The 17,833-nt window shown below is 69.3% G+C and carries 12 protein-coding genes and 1 pseudogene; 5 read left to right on the plus strand and 8 right to left on the minus strand.

The genetic code is table 11. The features are described 5' to 3' along the window. Together J9611_RS22055 and lipB are read right to left on the minus strand one after the other, a co-directional pair. A pseudogene (locus J9611_RS22055) lies at positions 1 to 120 on the minus strand (lipoyl synthase); the annotation flags it as partial. Beyond that, positions 117 to 842, minus strand: a complete 726-nt coding sequence (gene lipB / locus J9611_RS17455; protein ID WP_372447812.1) for a lipoyl(octanoyl) transferase LipB — start codon at positions 840 to 842, stop codon at positions 117 to 119. The pseudogene J9611_RS22055 and the gene lipB, both read right to left, overlap by 4 nt. A 66-nt stretch (positions 843 to 908) precedes the next feature. Between lipB and J9611_RS17460 the strand changes: the two genes are divergently transcribed. Beyond that, the gene (locus J9611_RS17460; RefSeq protein ID WP_211882014.1) at positions 909 to 2,678 is read left to right on the plus strand and encodes a protein kinase domain-containing protein; all 1,770 of its coding nucleotides are present in this window, start codon (positions 909 to 911) and stop codon (positions 2,676 to 2,678) included. A gap of 13 nt (positions 2,679 to 2,691) precedes the next feature. Here J9611_RS17460 and J9611_RS17465 read toward each other — a convergent pair whose 3' ends face one another. Continuing rightward, positions 2,692 to 3,588 carry a TIGR01777 family oxidoreductase gene (locus tag J9611_RS17465; protein WP_211882016.1) on the minus strand — a complete coding sequence of 299 codons (897 nt, stop codon included), beginning with the start codon at positions 3,586 to 3,588 and terminating at the stop codon, positions 2,692 to 2,694. 74 nt (positions 3,589 to 3,662) lie between these two features. Here J9611_RS17465 and J9611_RS17470 point away from each other — a divergent pair, with 74 nt between their 5' ends. Further along, on the plus strand, positions 3,663 to 7,262 hold the full coding sequence (locus J9611_RS17470) for a S41 family peptidase (RefSeq protein ID WP_211882018.1): 3,600 nt from the start codon (positions 3,663 to 3,665) through the stop codon (positions 7,260 to 7,262). Positions 7,263 to 7,382: 120 nt separating this feature from the next. On the opposite strand, the gene J9611_RS17475 is transcribed toward J9611_RS17470, so the two are convergent. The 5 genes from J9611_RS17475 to J9611_RS17495 form a co-directional block, all read right to left on the minus strand. Then, entirely contained in the window at positions 7,383 to 7,814 is a 432-nt protein-coding gene (locus tag J9611_RS17475; protein WP_211882020.1) for an OsmC family protein, read from the minus strand. 220 nt (positions 7,815 to 8,034) lie between these two features. Continuing rightward, the gene (locus tag J9611_RS17480; protein WP_211882022.1) at positions 8,035 to 8,385 is read right to left on the minus strand and encodes a hypothetical protein; all 351 of its coding nucleotides are present in this window, start codon (positions 8,383 to 8,385) and stop codon (positions 8,035 to 8,037) included. A 112-nt stretch (positions 8,386 to 8,497) separates the two neighbouring features. Continuing rightward, the gene (gene sucB, locus J9611_RS17485) at positions 8,498 to 10,255 is read right to left on the minus strand and encodes a 2-oxoglutarate dehydrogenase, E2 component, dihydrolipoamide succinyltransferase (protein ID WP_211882024.1); all 1,758 of its coding nucleotides are present in this window, start codon (positions 10,253 to 10,255) and stop codon (positions 8,498 to 8,500) included. A gap of 125 nt (positions 10,256 to 10,380) precedes the next feature. Further along, positions 10,381 to 11,763: a dihydrolipoyl dehydrogenase gene (lpdA, locus tag J9611_RS17490; protein ID WP_211882026.1), complete on the minus strand. Its 1,383-nt coding sequence runs from the start codon at positions 11,761 to 11,763 to the stop codon at positions 10,381 to 10,383. Positions 11,764 to 12,012: 249 nt separating this feature from the next. Further along, a complete protein-coding gene (locus J9611_RS17495) occupies positions 12,013 to 13,506 on the minus strand; it encodes a leucyl aminopeptidase (protein ID WP_246527987.1) in 1,494 nt (497 codons plus the stop codon). A 358-nt stretch (positions 13,507 to 13,864) separates the two neighbouring features. On the opposite strand from J9611_RS17495, the gene J9611_RS17500 reads away from it, so the two are divergent. From J9611_RS17500 to J9611_RS17510, 3 genes are all read left to right on the plus strand, one after another. After that, entirely contained in the window at positions 13,865 to 14,803 is a 939-nt protein-coding gene (locus J9611_RS17500) for a proteasome assembly chaperone family protein (protein WP_211882030.1), read from the plus strand. Positions 14,804 to 14,837: 34 nt separating this feature from the next. After that, positions 14,838 to 16,199, plus strand: coding sequence for an MFS transporter (locus J9611_RS17505; RefSeq protein ID WP_211882032.1), 1,362 nt, complete (start codon positions 14,838 to 14,840; stop codon positions 16,197 to 16,199). A gap of 80 nt (positions 16,200 to 16,279) precedes the next feature. Beyond that, positions 16,280 to 17,650 carry a DUF4192 family protein gene (locus tag J9611_RS17510; RefSeq protein ID WP_211882034.1) on the plus strand — a complete coding sequence of 457 codons (1,371 nt, stop codon included), beginning with the start codon at positions 16,280 to 16,282 and terminating at the stop codon, positions 17,648 to 17,650. Positions 17,651 to 17,833 lie beyond the last annotated feature (183 nt).

The raw sequence follows: 17,833 nt of genomic DNA on the forward strand, positions 1-17,833 counted from the left end.
CACGAACTCCGGGCCCATCTGGACCTTGGCCTTGATCCACTCGGGCTTACGTTCCACCGGTGTGGCCGCATTCCGCTGCTCAATGCGCAGCATCTTCCGGCCTTCTGGTGCCAGTGTCACAGTAAAACTCCTTCGTGGGTCGCAACTAGGGCTTCTTCATTGTTACGCAGTTCTTCGGTGATCCGCTCCACGAGGTCGGCGGGGGTGACGTCCCTGCCGAGCTCCCGGGCGATGGTGGTGACCCCGGCGTCGGTGATGCCGCAGGCAATGATCTGGGCGTACGGGGCCAGATCGTTGTTGCAGTTGATGGCGAAGCCGTGCATCGTGGTGCCTTCGTGGACGCGGATGCCGATGGCGGCGATCTTGCGCGCCGGGCCCTTGTCGTCCTCGTCGATCCAGACTCCGGCGCGTCCCTTGATGCGGACGCCGGTGATCCCGTAGTCAGCCAGTACGGCGATGATGACGGCCTCGAGGCGCTCCACGTAGTCGCGGATCCCGGCCGTGTTCCGCAGCTTGATGATGGGGTAGCCCACCAGCTGCCCCGGGCCGTGCCAGGTGAGTTTGCCGCCGCGGTCCACGGCGACCACGGGGGTTCCGTCAAACGGACGTTCGTGGTCTTCCGTGCGTTTACCGGCCGTGTAGACGGCCGCATGCTCGAGCAGCAGGACCGTGCTGGGCGCCGTTCCGGCGAGGACTTTCTCGTGAAGTTCGCGCTGGATCTCCCAGCCGCGCGTGTAGTCAACAAATTCCGGGGCAAGACCCAGCCGGGTGAACTCAAGAGTCATGGCATCAAGCTTAGTCCCCGCCTGCGGCTGTTCCCGGTTGTGTGCCGAAGCTCTCACCGGGCAGTGACGGACGTCCTGTGGATAACTTCTGCAGGATTCCGCAGGATCGACTATTCCTTGGACATGGAAAATTCCGAGCAGGCAGCCGCTGTGGCGCCCGAGATTCCGGGCTACGACGTCGGGCGCCGCCTGGGGCAGGGCGGCAACGCCACGGTCTGGCTGGCGACCGCGCAATCAAGCGGCCGGGACTTCGCCGTGAAGTGCTTCGCGCCCGGCGCGGACCCTGCGCCGGGCGAGCTGGACAGGGAGGAGGGAATGCGGCGTGAAATCCGGATCCTGTCCGCCCTGGACCACGACCACCTGGTCAAGGCCCACGCGGTGGTTCGCCTGCGCGGCGGCGGCGAGGGGGGACTCGGGCTGGTGCTGGATTATGCGCCCGGGGGATCGCTGGCGGACCTGATGGCAGGCAGGGGCAGCCTGGGCGCAGGGGAGACGGTGACAGTGCTGACTCCCGTCGCCCAGGCACTGGCCTACCTTCATGGCCACGGGTTCACCCACGGCGACGTGTCGCCGGGGAACGTGCTGTTCACCGCCCACGGCAAACCCCTGTTGGCCGACCTTGGCGTGGCGAGAATGGTGGCCGACCCGGGCCGGACGGCCGACGCAGGGACCGAAGGCTTCCGGGATCCTGCTCCCGTGGACGCTGTCCGCGCCGGGTTGGCGCCGGAGCGCGATGTCTACTCGCTGGCGGCCCTGGGCTGGTACTGCCTCACCGGCCGGCCTCCCGGGCCCGATGCGTACCGGCCGCCGCTGACCCTTCTCGTGCCGGGAGTGCCCGGCGCACTGGTCGCCGCCCTGGAAGCCGGATTGAATGAGGACCGCAGGCAGCGGCCTGCGGCTGCGGAACTGGCCGCCGCGATCTACCGCAGCGCCCCGGCGGCGCCCGTGGACCTCTCGGTTTCCGTCCACCCCACGGTCCTCCCGCAACTGCTGACCAGCCGGGCCCTGCCCCGCAGCCCCCGGCAGCGCAGGGCCGAGGCGCTCCGGCGCTGGCTGCACCCGTTCACAGCCCGGCGCGCGGTCCCGGGCCGGACGCCGGCACCCGGTGACTCCGCAGCTCGCCGCGACGGTGCGCGTCCGGCCGCGCGCCACTCCGGCGGGAGCGCTGGCGGGAGCACCGTCGGCCCAGCCCGGCGGGTGCCCGCCCGTCGTCGGGGTCTCCGGACGGTTTGGGTGGGCCTGTCCCTGCTGCTGGCCGCCGGCGGCGTCCTGGCGGCGGCCTGGTTGTTCGCCGGAGGCCGCCTCCCGTCGTTGCTTCCGGTCTTCGGCCCGGCCGCGCCGGCTGGGGGCAGTGCCGCGGGAGGAAGCAGTACCGCGGCGGGGCCGACCGCGGGCGGTGCTGCGGCCGACGGTACCGCGGCGGGGCCGCCGTCGGACGGGGCGCCGGCACCTGAGGCGGCCGCGGTGGGTCCTGAGCTGCGCGCCCTGCTTGATTCCCCGGACCCCGAAGAAGCGGTCCGCGGTCTGGCCCGGCTCCGTGCCTTGGCGCTGGGCTCCGGGGACTTCGGCCTGCTGGAGCAGGTCAATGTCCCGGCGTCGTCCGCGGCCATGGCGGATGCAGGGATCAGCTCCCGACTTTCCGGGTCCGGCCATGTCCTCGCCGGCTTCTCAACAGTCCTGACGCAGGTGGAGGCCCTCCCGGAGAGCAGCCCGGCGCGGGCCGTGGTGGCCATCAGCGCGGCGTCCTCTCCCTACCAGGAACGGGACGCCGCCGGGGCGGTGGTGGCTGAAGCTGCCGCCGGCGGTGAACAGCGGATGCTGCTGGTGCTGGTGCCGGTCGACGGCGCCTGGCGGATCCAGCAAATACTTCCCGACGACTCCCCGGCCCGTTGACGGGAGTCCTCGCTCAGGAGTCCCGGCCGGCCACCCACGCTGCCGCCTGCGCAAGGGACGGGTGCTGCCATTCAAAGCCGGCTTCGCCCAGTGCCGCCGGTTCCATCCGCTGGCTCGCGAGCAGCAGTTCCTCGGCGAGCTTGCCCATCACCAGGCGCAGGACCGGGGCGGGGACGCGCAGCAGCGCCGGCCGGTGCAGGGCCCCTGCCAGCTGGGCGATCAGGGAGTTCACGTCCGCGCTTTCCGGTGCGCAGAGGTTGACCGGTCCGGACAGCGGGGCCGAGAGCAGGAAACCGAAGGCCGACGACACATCCGGGAGGGTGATCCAGGGCCAGTACTGCCGGCCGTTGCCGAACGGCCCTCCAATGCCAAGCCGGAGCAACGGCAGGAGCTTCCCCAGGGCACCACCGGTGCGGCTCAGCACCACCGCCGTCCGCGGTGTCACCACGCGGACGCCGGCGGGCGCCTCATGGGCAGCGGCTTCCCACTCAAGGCAGATCCGCGCCATGATGCCGGAGCCGTTCGGCGCATTCTCGCGAAGGACGGCAGATCCGCGGTCCCCGTAGTACCCGGAACCCGACTGGCTGATGAACGTCCGGGGAGGCGCGTCCAGCCGCTTCATTGCCGCCGCCAGGGTGCGCGTGGGTCCCAGCCTCGAGCGGAACACCTCATTGATCCGGCCGCGCGTCCACGGCCTGTCGCCGATCCCCGCCCCCGAGAGGTTGATGACGGCGTCGGCCCCCTCCAGGCAGCCGGGATCGAGCCGCCCCTCGGCGGGGTCCCACCGGAACTCCGAAGGCCCTGCGGGCGGGCGCCTGACCAGCCTGATGACGTCATGGCCCTCAGAACGCAGACGGGCCGCCATATCGGTTCCAATGAGGCCTGAGGCGCCGGCCATGATGATTCGCATGATCCATCTCACCATGCCCGGCACGGCCGGGAAACCTCCCGGGCGGCCAGGGCGGCGTTGACTATGATCGACTGATGACCTCTTCGAGTTACTTCCGTTTCCCGCACCTGCAAGGCGATCTGGTCACCTTCGTGGCCGAGGACGACGTCTGGATTGCGCCCCTGGCCGGAGGCCGGGCCTGGCGCGTCTCCTCGCTGCAGCTGCCCGCCCGCAACCCCCGCTTCAGCCCGGACGGACAGCGCCTCGTATGGACAGTGGTGCAGGGGACGGCGCCCGAAGTCGTCACCGCGGACGTCGACGGCGGCGGGTACCGCCAGCTGAGCTACTTCGGCCACAGCTCCACCCGGGTCAAGGGCTTCACCCCCGGCGGTGATGTCCTGGTGACGAGCGCGTTCCGCCAGCCGGACAGCCGCCACACCCGCGCCTACAGCCTGCCCGTCACCGGCGGCTGGGCGGAGGAACTCCCGTTCGGCCCGGTGGAGTCCGTGGCCTACGGCCCCGTTGTCGGCGACGAACGCCCCGTGGTGCTCGGCAGCGTCCTCTCGCGCGAGCCCGCCTGGTGGAAGCGCTACCGCGGCGGCGCCGCCGGCAAGCTGTGGATTGACGCCGACGGCAACGGCGAATTCGAGCGGCTCGCCCCCGAACTTGACGGCAACCTCACGGATCCCATGTGGGTCGACGGCCGGATCGCCTTCCTCTCCGACCACGAGGGCTACGGCAACCTCTACTCCGTGCTGCCCAACGGCACCGACCTCCGGCGCCACACGGACCACGAGGACTTCTACGTCCGACACGCGGCCACCGACGGAGCGCGCGTCGTGTTCGAATCGGCCGGAGAACTCTGGGTCCTGCCGGACCTCGGCTCCGACGCCGTCAAACTCGAGATCACCCTCGGCTCCGCATCCCAGGCCCGCCGCGCCACGCCGCTCAAACCATCCCGGCACCTGGGCGACGTCATCCCGGACCGGACCGGCGGCGCCAGCGCCGTCGAAGCCCACGGCACGCTGCATTGGCTGCGGCACAAAGACGGCCCGTCCCGCGTCCTTGAAACCACGCCCGGGGTCCGCGCCCGCCTGCCACGCCCCTTCGGCGAAGGCCGGATCGCCTACGTCGCCGACCACGAGGGCGTCGAAGCCCTCTACCTCAAGGCCATTGCCGCTCCGCCCGCGGGCGGCCACCAGCCCGGCGGGCACAGTGCAGCGCCGGCATCACCGGCAGCGTCCGGGCAGCCGCGGCAGGAATCCGACGCCGACGCGTCCCTGCCCCGGCCGGTGTCGGCCGCTGCCCTGACCGGCGCCGCCGCTCCCTTGACGCTCTCCGCCGAAGTTGCGGGCCCGGACCGCGACGACGCCGCCAGCCAAGGCAGCGATAACAACACCCCGGCAGCCGCCGCAGCCTCCGCGCAGGACGTACAGGCGGTCCCGCAGCCCACCCGGATCGACTTCCCGAAGCCGACCCGGGCCAGCGCCATCGAGGCGAGCCCGGACGGCCACTGGCTCGCCGTCGGGACCTCCTTCGGCGACATCTACCTCGCCGACACCCGCACCGGCACCCTGTCGTTGCTGAGCAGCATCGGCGAGGGCACCATCGAGGGCTTCAGCTGGTCCCCCGATTCGGCCTGGCTGGGCTGGTCCGAGCCGGTCACCTCCTTCGGCTCCCGCAGCCGGCTGCGGATCACGAAGGTCGACGACGGCGACACGGCAGATACCGGCAAAGACGGCGCCGACGCAGGCAGGAACGACGGCCGGAAGCGCACCATCATCGATGTCACAGACGGCCGGTTCCGGGACGAATCGCCCGCGTTCACTCCGGACGGCAAATACCTCGCCTTCCTGTCCAACCGCAGCTTCGATCCGGTCTACGACGGACACTCCTTCGACCTGTCCTTCCCGAGCCCGATCAAGCCCTACCTCGTCGCCCTCGCTGCCGAGACGCCGTCCCCGTTCGGCCCGACGGTCGCGCTGCCGGAAGACGCCGGCGACGCCGGCACCGGCGCCGGCACCGGCACCGGCGACGCCGGCACCGGCTCTGCCGCGGACCGTGTTCCCGCCGTCCGGGTCGATGCGGAGGGCCTGGCCCACCGTGTCATCAGCGTCCCCGTCCGGCAGGGTAATTACTCCTCGCTCGCGGCCACGTCCGGCGCGTTGTTCTGGCTCGACAGCGAACTCGCCGGCGTGACCGGTGAAGGCCGCGCCAGCCTGGACGAGGAGAACGCCGCGCCCAGCCTGGTCCGTTTCGACATCGCCAAGCGCCGGACGAGCACGATCGTGGAGGCGCTGGAGCGCTACCGTCTCTCCGGCGACGGCGGGACGGTCGTGTTCGTCCAGGACAAGCAGATCCGCGTCGCGCCCGCCGGCGCCAAAGCGGACGAGGAGTCAGGCCAGCTGGTCACGGTGGACCTGAACCGCATCCGCGTCCAGCTGGACCCCCTGAGCGTGTGGGGCCAGGCATTCGACGAGGCCTGGCGGTTGCAGCGCGACTTTTTCTGGACCGAGGACATGGCCGGCCAGGACTGGGACTCGGTCCACGCCCGCTACCGGCCGATCGTGGACCGGCTCGGTTCGCATGACGACCTCGTGGACCTGCTCTGGGAACTGCACGGAGAGCTCGGCACCTCCCACGCCTACGTCCGCCCCGCAGCCGTCACCGAAAACGGCAGCAACGGCCAGGGCCGCCTCGGCGCGGACCTTGCCTTCGCCGGCGGGGGCTGGGAAATCACCCGGATCCTGGCGGGGGAGTCCTCGGACCCGCTCGCCACCTCCCCGCTGACCCGCCCGGGCGCGGACGCCAAGCCCGGAGACGTGCTGCTGGCGATCGACGGCGTGGAGCTGACGGAATCCCGCACCCCGGCCGTGCAGCTGGTCGGCGCGGCCGGCCGCGCCGTCGAACTCACGCTGCGCAACGGCCCCGGGCACGGTGCACAGGCCGGGAAGCAACGCCGCGTCGCCGTCGTCCCGGTCCGGGACGAGGAGCGGCTGCGGTACCAGGAATGGGTTGCGGGCAACCGCCGGACCGTGCGGGAAGCCTCGCAGGGCACCTTCGGCTACCTCCATATTCCCGACATGATGGCCAACGGCTGGGCACAGCTGCACCGCGACCTCGACACCGAAACGGCCCTGGACGGCCTGATCGTCGACGTCCGCCGCAACCGGGGAGGCCACACCTCCCAGCTCGTCGCGGAACTCATCGGCCGCAAGGTCACCGGCTGGAGCATGCCGCGCGGGGAGAAACCCCGGACCTACCCGCACTCCGCACCCCGCGGCCCGGTCATCATCCTCACCGACGAGTTTGCCGGATCCGACGGCGACATCATCACCCAGGTCTCCAAGCTGCGCGGGATCGGCCCGGTCATCGGCACGCGGACCTGGGGCGGCGTCGTCGGGATCGACAACCGCTTTGCCCTCGCCGACGGCACCGGCGTCACGCAGCCCCGCTACGCGACCTGGTTCGCCGGCGGGGTGGGCTGGGGCGTCGAGAACTTCGGCGTCGTTCCCGACATCGAGGTGGCGTTCCCGCCGCACGCCTATGCCGCCGGCACGGACCCGCAGCTCGAATACGGGATCGGCGCGCTGAAGGAAATGATCCAGGAACTGCCCACGGACCGTCCGCCGCTGCGGGAGGGCTACCGCCGGCTGCGGCCGGCCGCGCTGCCGGCGCGGCGGCACGGCAACTAGGCCCGGAGGGCCCCGCACAGGCGGCTTAAGCAGTGACGGCCCCCATTCCCCCGAAAAGGGGGAGTGGGGGCCGTCGACGTCCGCGGCGCCCTGCCCAGACAAGGAACCGCGCGGGACGTATTAGGAGGCGGCCAGGGTGGCGTCCAGCGTGATGTCGATGCTGGCCAGTGCTCCCGAGACGGGGCACCCGACCTTGGCTTCTCCTGCAATCCGCTGGAAATCCTCCTCCGAGATGCCGGGGACCTTTGCGCTCACGGTGAGGTGGCTGCCGGTGATGCCGGTGCCCGGCACGAAGGTGACGTCAGCCTTGGTGTTGACCTCGTCAGGAGCGTGGCCCGCCTCCGCGAGAGCGAGGCTGAAGGCCATTGAGAAGCAGGCCGAGTGTGCCGCGGCGATGAGTTCCTCCGGGCTGGTCTTGCCCTCGGAGGCCTCGGTACGGGCCTTCCAGGTGACATCGAAGTTGCCCAGCCCGGAGCTGTCCAGCGTGGTGTTGCCGGCGCCGGTCATCAGGTCGCCGTTCCATACAGTGTGTGCGGTGCGTGTTGCTGCCATGTTCACTCCTCAGATTAGATTCAGACCAGGATCCGGCTTCCGCCCGATCCCTCCGGAACCATCCTATGGACAAGGCCGCCTCCGTCCACAACTATCCGCTGTCAGTGAATTGAGGGCGGCGGCCTGCAGCAGCGGAGCAACAGTGCCGCACGAAGCACGACGGCGGTGCACCCGCGCGGCGCATCGTGCCTGGCGACATGGCAGTCGGAAATCGGCGGGCCTACTGCCAGAGGGTTGCGACGGCGATGTTGATCAGGGCCATACCGCCGACGGCGTGCGCCAAGCCTGTGGAGACGTCGGCTCCGGACACAGCCTTCCGGTACCCGATAACAGCGGGCACCAGGACAACGATGGCGATCAGCAGTTTGACGCCGATCTTGTAGTAGTTCAGCGGATCATGGGTGGCGCCGGCGATCCCTACGAGGGCCAGGCCGGTGACAAGCTGCGCAATCGCGCCGTACAACTGCACCGGCAGGACAGTGGGCTTCTTGAAGGTCGCGAACCAGCCACCGACGATCGCGGCTGCGCCCAGGATGTGCAGGAAGACCAGAATGTATTTGAGAATGTCCATGGTTTCAGCTTACCGACAAACTGTCAGTAAACGACGAAGGGCACCCTCCCTTTCGGAAAGGTGCCCGCACCGCCGTCGCTGCCGGTGATCTTAAGCGTGGAGTTCCTAAGGCCTAGAGACCCAGGTCGGCTTCGAACGCGCCCTCTTCGAGGCGTGCCCGCAGCGTCAGCAGGAAGCGTCCCGCGTCGGCGCCGTCAACCAGCCGGTGATCGTACGTCAGGGAGAGGTACATCATCGAGCGGATGGCCAGCGAGTCATCGCCGTTCTCGTCGGTGACCACGACGGGCCGCTTGACGATCGCGCCGGTGCCCAGGATGGCCACGTTCGGCTGGTTGATGACCGGGGTGTCGAAGAGCGCTCCCACACTACCGATGTTGGTGATGGAGAACGTGCCGCCGGACAGCTCGTCCGGGCCGATCTTGCCCTGGCGGGTGCGCGAGGCAACATCGGCGATCTTGGCTGCCAGGCCGGCCAGGTTCAGGTCGCCGGCGTTGGAGATGACGGGAACCAGGAGGCCCTTTTCCGTGTCCACCGCAATCGCCAGGTGCTCGGCGTTGTGGTAGGTGATCTCCTGGGCTTCCTCGTTGTACTCGGCGTTCAGCTTCGGGTGCTGCTTCAGGGCCTCGGCCACGGCCTTGGCGACGAACGGCAGATAGGTCAGCTTGACGCCGTTGGTGGCGAGGAAGCCATCCTTGGCGGCGGTGCGCAGCTTGGCGATGCGCGTCATGTCGACCTCGTGCACCTGGGTCAGCTGGGCGGAAACGTCCAGCGACTCGCGCATGCGGCGGGCGATGACCTGGCGGATGCGCGGGGCCTTCTGCACGGTGCCGCGCAGCGAGGACACTGCAGTTGAAGCTGACGCAGCTGCCGGAGCCGCGGAGCGCGTGGCCGGAGCAGCGGGAGCCGGCGCGGCCTTGGCCTCCGCCGCGGCCAGCACGTCCTGCTTGCGGATACGGCCGCCGACGCCGGTGCCGGTCAGGGAGGCGATGTCGACGCCCTGCCGGTTGGCCAGTTTGCGGACCAGCGGGGTGACGTAGCCGGACTCTGCCGGCGCGGCGGCAGCCTGCGGGGCCGCGGGTGCGGCCGGAGCCGCCTGCTGCGCCGGAGCTGCCGGTGCGGCTGCGGGGGCTTCCTGCTTCGGAGCCTCAACAGGTGCAGGTGCAGGTGCCGGAGCGGGTGCTGCCGGTGCTGCCTGCTTCGGAGCCTCGGCGGGAGCGGGGGCGGCCGGGGCTGCTGCGGGGGCGGCAGCACCGGAACCGATGACGGCGAGGACGGCGCCGACCTCCGCGGTTTCATCCTCGTTGACGCGGATTTCCTGGAGGGTACCGGCGAACGGGGAAGGGATCTCGGTGTCGACCTTGTCGGTGGAAACCTCGAGCAGCGGCTCGTCGACCTCGACGGTGTCACCGACGCTCTTCAGCCAGCGCGTGACGGTGCCTTCGGTGACGCTTTCGCCCAGGGCGGGAAGCGTGACCTCGTGTCCTTCACCGGCCGGGGCGGCCTGCGCCGCAGCCGGGGCGGCGGGTGCCTCAGCGGCCGGAGCCTTTTCGGCGGGTGCCTCGGCGGCCGGAGCCTGCGGCGCCGCGGCGGCGGGTGCCTCGGCGGCCGGGGCGGCCGCTTCGGGGGAGCCTGCACCGGAGCCGATGCGGACCAGCGGGGCGCCGACTTCAGCGGTCTCGTCTTCGGCGACGAGGATTTCCTCGATCACGCCGGCGATCGGAGAGGGGATCTCGGTGTCTACTTTGTCGGTGGAAACCTCGAGCAGCGGCTCGTCCACCTCCACCCGGTCACCTACCTGCTTGAGCCAGCGGGTGACGGTTCCTTCGGTGACACTCTCACCGAGGGCGGGCAAGTTAACGGATTCAGACATATCGTCCCCGTTCTCCTTATTGATCTTTAGTGCGGATGATTGTTGCCTTGGTCGAGCTTAGTGCACCCGGCAGATCCTGCCGGGTGCACCAGACTCTGTTGTCTTGCGGTGCTGCTGGCCGGTGACTAGCCGTGCAGCGGGCGTCCGGCGAGGGCCATTGCGGCCTCGCCGAGTGCCTCGTTCTGCGTGGGGTGCGCGTGGATGAGCCCGGCAACATCTTCCGGGTAGGCTTCCCAGTTGACGATCAGCTGGGCCTCGCCGATCTGCTCGCCGACGCGCGTGCCGATCATGTGGACACCAACAACGGGGCCGTCCTTTTCGCGGACGAACTTGATGATGCCGCCGGTGCCCAGAATGGCACTCTTGCCGTTTCCGGCCAGGTTGTATTCGGTGCTTTCGACCTTGTCTTCGCCGAACTTCTCCTTGGCGGCCTTCTCGGAGTAACCCACCGAGGCAATCTCGGGATCGCAGAAGGTGACCTTGGGAACGTTGATGTCGTCAACAACCACGGGCTTCAGGCCGGCGATTTCTTCTGCGACGAAGATGCCCTGCTGGAAACCGCGGTGTGCCAGCTGCACACCGGGAACGATGTCGCCGACGGCGTAAACGTTGCCGACGCCGGTGTGGAGGCGTTCGTCGGTGATCACAAAGCCGCGGTCAACCGTGACGCCGGCTTCTTCGAACCCGAGGCCCGCCGTCGACGGTCCGCGTCCCACGGCGACGAGCAGCAGGTCTGCTTCGAAGGTCTTGCCGTCGACCAGGGTGACCTTGACGCCGTCGTTGTTCTGCTCGACGCCCTGGAAGAAGGTGCCGGTGTTGAACTTGATGCCGCGCTTCTTGAAGGTGCGCTCCAGGACCTTGATGATCGAGGCGTCTTCGTTGGGTACCAGGGACGGCAGGCCCTCGACGATGGTGACGTCCACGCCGAAGGACTTCCACACGGAAGCAAATTCGACGCCGATGACGCCGCCGCCCAGGACGATGACACTCTTGGGCACGTAGTCCATGGTCAGGGCCTCGTCCGACGTGATGACGCGGCCGCCGATTTCGAGGCCGGGCAGCGAGCGGGAGTATGAACCGGTCGCCAGGACGATGTTCTTGCCCTTGTAGGCCGTGCCGTTGACGGTGATGGTGTCCGGGGCAGTCAGCTTGCCTTCGCCCTCGATAACGGTGATGCCCTTGCCCTTGATCAGACCCTGCAGGCCCTTGAACTTGCCGGCAACGATGCCGTCCTTGTAGGCGTTCACGGCGTTGATGTCAATGCTGTCCAGGGTCACATTGACGCCGTACTTCGCCGCGTCACGGGCGTGGTCCGCCAGCTCCGCGGAGTGCAGCAGCGCCTTGGTGGGGATGCAGCCATTGTGCAGGCAGGTGCCGCCGAGCTTTGCCTTTTCGATGAGGCCGACGGTGAGTCCAAGCTGGACAGCGCGCAGGGCAGCTGCGTAGCCGCCGCTGCCGCCGCCGAGTACCAGGATGTCGAATTCTTGCGCAGTTGCCTGATCGGCCACTAAAACGCTCCCTCGCGTGAACGATGACGCGAGAGTACGCATCATCTGGTCTTGGAGCTTACCTGCCGGACTCTGCCGGCGGCCTTGCTCCCTTTCATTTATGACAAATTTTGGGACTTCGCGGTCCACGTTAGCGAACCACTAATACATGCTCCACCCTGCCATGGCATTTGGGGCGCGCTTGTGTCCAGTGTCACGCGGCTTTGTGGCCGGGGCATCAGCGCCCCGGCCACAAAGCGTGCGGGACGTTCAGACGGCCTTGGCCAGGATGTCCTCGACATACGCGACCAGGGTGCGCACGGTGCAGCCCGTTCCCTGCTTGTGGGTGTAGCCGTAGGGGCTGCCGTTGTTGAACGACGGGCCGGCAATGTCGATGTGGGCCCACGGGATCGGCTCGCCGTCCTTGCCCTTGCCCACGAATTCGCGCAGGAACACGGCCGCGGTCATCATGCCGCCGTGGCGTTCGCCGATGTTGGCGATGTCCGCGACCTGGGAGTCCAGGCTGGCCCGCAGCTCTTCGGGCAGCGGCATCGGCCAGACCAGCTCGCCGGCACGGTCCGCGGCGGCCTTGAGCGGGCCGGTGACGGCGTCGGAGCCCATGACGCCGGCGGTGCGGTCGCCGAGCGCGATCAGCTGGGCGCCGGTCAGGGTCGCGACGTCGATGATCGCGTCCGGATATTCCTGGCTCGCCGCGGCGATGCCGTCCGCCATGACCAGGCGGCCCTCGGCATCGGTGTTCAGGACCTCCACCGTCTTGCCGCCGAACATGGTCAGGACGTCGGCGGGACGCTGTGCGGCGCCCGAGGGCATGTTTTCGGCGATGCACAGCCACGCGGTCGCCTTGACCGGCAGGCCGAGGCCTGCGACGGCCAGGACCGTGTTGAGGACGACGGCGGCGCCCGCCATGTCGCTCTTCATGTCGCCCATGCCCAGGGCAGGCTTGATGGAGATGCCGCCGGTGTCAAAGGTGATGCCCTTGCCCACGAGGGCGATCTTCGCCGTGGCCCTGGCCGGGGCGTATTCGACCTTGACCAGGCGCGGCTGCCGGGTGGAACCCTTGCCGACGCCGAGGATGCCGCCGAAGCCGTCCTTCTCAAGGCGCTTCTCGTCCCACACGGTGACCTTGACGGGCAGGCCCTTGGACAGTTCACGGGCCGCCTCGGCGAAGGACTCGGGGTAGAGGTGGCTGGGCGGCTGGTTGACCAGCGAGCGGGTCGCGTTCACGGCCTTGCCGACCAGCGCCGCACGGTCCAGGACCGGCGACAGGGCCTTGTCCCCGGCGAAGTCGGTGCGGATGATGACGTTCTGCACCGGATCCTTCAGCCCGTCCTTGGAGGAGCGGTACTCGGTGAAGGAATAGGCGCCCATCGCGGCGCCCTCGGCGACGGCCGCGACGTCGGCCAGGGACGCCGTCGGAAATGCCAGGACGACCGTGCTGACGCCGGCCAGCTGACGGACGGCGGAGCCGGCGGCCCGGCGCAGCGACTCCTCGGACAGCGGCTGGCCCGCCGCGATCTTGCCGACGCCGGCGAGGACCAGGACCGTGGCCCCGGCTTCGGGCAGGCCCGGCAGCCGGTGGGCCTGGTCGGCTGCGCCGGTGATGCCAAGAACGCCCAGCGATTCCGACAATGCCTCGGCCGCCTTGGCCGTCAGCGGGTTAGCCAGCAACACGGGACCGTCCACGCCCTGCCCCACCCCGATCACGAGGGCGTCACCGGGGGACTTCTTAGGGTCGCCCGCCATTGCACTCAGTTTCACTTCAGTATTCTTGACCACGAGGACAGTCCTCAATTCTCTGTGATTTTTCGGCAGGAACTGCGGGTTCGGCGCCCTGCCCTGGATCCCGGCCCCGTCGGTTTGAGACGGAACCTGGTGTCGTCAAAGCCGTCATGAGGCCAGCTCCGATCGTAGTCTCTCCGCCGTGCCGGAATTCAACCCAATGAGAGCTGGAGCACATCCCGGGGCAGGAATTACCCCGGACTTCGGGGTGTTGTATGAAGTATCGGGATCCGCGATGGCCGGCAACACCTTGCCCGGCCCGACGTGCCCCCGCCGGGTCCGCCCGCCCACCCCACCGCCGCTACTGCGAAAGGAACATGCCGTGATTGAACGGATTTCCGGCTCCTTGCTGGACCCCGGATCGCTTTATCTGCGTGATGATGCGCTGTTCCACAGCGCGGAGCTGCGCGGACTGAACCTCATCATGGGATTCACCGGATTCGCCGACGCCGGCCATGTCGTCCGGCAGATCACCGCAGAAATGCTGGACACCCTCGATTCCGAGATGATTGCCGAATTCGACGCCGACCAGCTCATCGACTACCGGACGCGGCGTCCGCAGGTGAGCTTCGTCGAGGACCACCTGCAGGACTACCAGGCGCCGGGCCTCGCGCTCTACCGGCTCATCGACGGGCTGGGCAGCCCGTTCCTGCTGCTCGCCGGATTCGAGCCTGACCTGCAGTGGGAGCGGTTCGCCCGCGCCGTCGTCGGGATTGTGGAGGAACTCGACGTCAATCTCGTCACCTGGATCCATTCCATCCCCATGCCGGTTCCGCACACCCGGCCGGTGGGGGTGACCGTCCACGGCAACCGCCCGGAGCTGATCGAGGGGATCTCGGCCTGGAAGCCCACCGTTGAGGTGCCCGCCGCCGTCGGCCACCTCCTGGAGCTGCGGCTGACGGGAGCCGGCCGCAATATTGCCGGCTATGTGATCCATGTCCCGCACTACCTCGCCGAGGCCGAGTACCCCACGGCCGCCGTTGCCGGGCTGGAATATCTCGGCGCGGCCACCTCGCTCATGCTCCCCACCGACCGTCTCCGGGAAGCCGGCCGGGAAGTGGGCCGCCAGATCGCCGAGCAGATCGAGGCCTCCGAGGACGTCCAGCAGGTCGTGTCGCGGCTGGAGGCCAGGTATGACGAGAAGGCCGAAGGCACCGTCCGGCGTTCCCTGCTGGCCGACGAGAACGATGAGCTGCCCAACGCGGATGCCCTCGGTGCGGCCGTGGAGGCATATCTTGCGAGCAAGGAGCCCCGCGAATAAGTCTCATTTATAGTCGGCGGGGCATAATGGGGGAGTGACTTCACCCCGCGCCTGGCTGATCTGGATCATCGGTATCTTCGCGTACCTCGTCGCGGTCAGCCAGCGTACCTCCTTCGGTGTCGTGGGTCTGGAAGCCACCGCACGCTTTCATGCCAGCGCGGCCGAAATCTCCTTCTTCACGGTGCTGCAGCTGCTGGTCTATGCGGCGCTGCAGGTACCGGTCGGGGTGCTGGTGGACCGCTTCGGCTCCCGCGCCATGATTGCCGGCGGCGCCGTGCTGATGGGTCTCGGCCAGCTCCAGCTGGCCTTCGCCGAAAACATCCCGGGAGGCGTCCTGGGGCGGGTGCTGGTGGGAGCCGGCGACGCCATGACCTTCATCGCCGTAATCCGGCTCATTCCGCTCTGGTTCGCCCCGGCCCGCGTGCCGCTGCTGACCCAGCTGACGGGCATGTCGGGCCAGCTGGGACAGCTCTTCAGCGTGGTGCCGTTCGCGATGATCCTGCACTCGGCCGGCTGGACCCCCGCCTTCCTGACACTGGCAGCGATGTCCGGCGTCGCCGTCGTGCTGGTGCTGGTCCTGCTGCAGGACCTGCCGCCGGGACATCCGGCCCCCGAGCCGTCGCCCGGGCTGCGCGCCACCGGCGCCCTGCTGTCCCATGCCTGGCGGCAGCCCGGAACGCAACTGGGGCTGTGGAGCCATTTCACCGTCCAGTTCAGCGGCACGGTCTTCGCGATGACGTGGGGCTATCCCTTCCTGATTTCCGCGCAGGGGCTCGATACCGGCACCGTCTCGGCCCTGATGACGCTCTACGTTGCCGCGGCCATTGCTGCCGGGCCCCTGATGGGCACCTTTGTCGCCCGGCACCCCCTGCGCCGGTCCACCATGGTGCTGCTGATCTCCGCCGCCACCGCAGCGGCCTGGGCCGCGGTGCTGCTCATGCCGGGCAGGTCCCCGCTGTGGCTGCTGGCCGGGCTCGTGGTGGTGCTGGCCATTGGCGGCCCCGGCTCCATGATCGGCTTTGACTTCGCGAGGACCTTCAACCCCGCCCACCGGATCGGGACGGCCACGGGGATCGTGAACGTGGGCGGCTTCATCGCCGCGCTCGTGGCGATCTTCCTGATCGGCTTCGTGCTCGACATCCTGCACGCCACGGGCTTCTCGGACGGCGGGCTCTATGCCCTGGAGCCGTTCCGGATCGCGCTGAGCGTGCATTTCGTGCTGCTGGGAATCGGCGCCGGCGCCATCGTCGGCAGCCGCCGGAAAGTGCGCCGGCAGATGGCGGCGCGGGGTGTGGTGGTGCCGCCGTTGCTGGCGACGCTCGCACGGAAGCGCCGGCTCAGCGCGGAGCGGCGCAGCGCCGAGCGGCGGCGCACTGAGCGGCGCCGCACGCCGTGACGCGGTTGTCCACATAGCGGTTGTCCACATAGCGCAAGGCGCGTCTGCCGCGCGGGCACGGCGGCGGCGAAGCTGGTCCCATGACAGCTCCCGAACACCTGAAAATCACCGGGCCCGAGGACATCCTCGGCTACATCCCGCACTCCCTGGGCTACTGGCCCCGGAACAGCCTCGTGGCCATGACCATGCAGGGCAAGCGGCTCGGCGCCACCCTGCGGGTCGATCTGCCCGGCCCCGGCTCCGACGGCGTAACCGGCGTAACCGGCGTAACCGGCGTAACCGGCGTGCCCGGCCCCCCGGGCGGAATCGCCCGCGTCGCCGGTTTCGCCCGCACGGTGGCGACCTACCTGGAAGCCGACGACAAGGCGGACGGCACCCTGCTGGCCTTCTTCACGGACACGGACACGGACACGGACACGGACACGGATGCCGGCACGGGCACCCGAATGGAGGGCGGCGGCGGAGGTCGGGGCGCCGGGGCCTGTGCGGATCTGCTCGCGGAGCTTGAGCTTGCCCTCGCGGACGCCGGAATGCCGGTGCGGGATGCGTGGTTGATCGGGGCACAGTTCTGGCGGAACGCCTACTGCACCGATCCCTCGTGCTGCGCCCCTCCCGGGCGCCCGGTCGAGGAGATCAGGAACAGCCGGCTCAACGCCGAGATGGTCTTCCGGGGCAGCAGCGTCGGCGCGGCTCCCGGCACGCTCCGGGCCGGATGCTCCCCGCAACGCGCGGACCGGGCGGCGCTCGAGGCCGAGCAGGGCTGGGCGCAGGAATTCTCCGGCCGCAGGAAGGACCGGACGCAGTTCCATCAGGTGCTGGAGGTCTGGACGCGGGTCCTGGGCGGCCTTCCGGGCCGGGATCGTTCCGTGGAGCTGGACCCGGCGCTCGCCTCGTACCTGCGCGCCACCCTGGCCGTCCAGGCCTGGCGGGACGCCGTCCTGGTGATGGCGGCGGCCGGACCGGCGGCCGCCGAACGCGGCGCAGAGGAATTCGGCCTGTTCGACGGCGTCGCCGGACCGCCCGCCGCTGCGCCGCGGCCGGCCGCGCCGTTGCCGCCGCTGGCGGGATTCCCTTCCGTGACGCCTTCCGGAGGTGCGGCCGGTGCCGGCTGTGAAGTGCGCGGGGTTCCGGGTTACGGCGAGGTGTTGCTCGGCCTTGCGCCGCCGGTTCCGGATTGGGCGCTGATGGGAAGGCTGGAACGGATCCTCGTGCTCCTGGACGGGGACGGCGGCGATGAATCCAGGGCCGCCGGCCTCGCGGCACGCGGCTGGATCGAATGGTGCCGGGGCAAAGGCTCCTTCGCCGCCGCCTTGTTCCAGCAGGCGGCAGACGTGCGCCCGGGGTACCGGCTGGCTGAACTGCTCGCGGAACTGGCCCGCCGGGGGACCATCTGCGGCTGGGCGGCCAGGCGGGATGCCGCGTGGCAGAAGTTCGGGCCGGACGCGGCCTGACCGGTGCCGGAAAAACGCGGAGCATTGGTCCGGGGACGGCACTGCTCCGGAAAACCGTGAGACAATGAATGCCGAGACCCGGTTGGGTCCGTGTATCAAGTGCACGTAGCGAACCCTGGAAACAGGGAACAATACGGTCGCCCCGGCAGTTCTACTATGTGGCTCTGCTGTCCGTGACTGCAC

Source organism: Pseudarthrobacter albicanus (assembly GCF_018224015.1).
Lineage (GTDB): Bacteria > Actinomycetota > Actinomycetes > Actinomycetales > Micrococcaceae > Arthrobacter > Arthrobacter albicanus.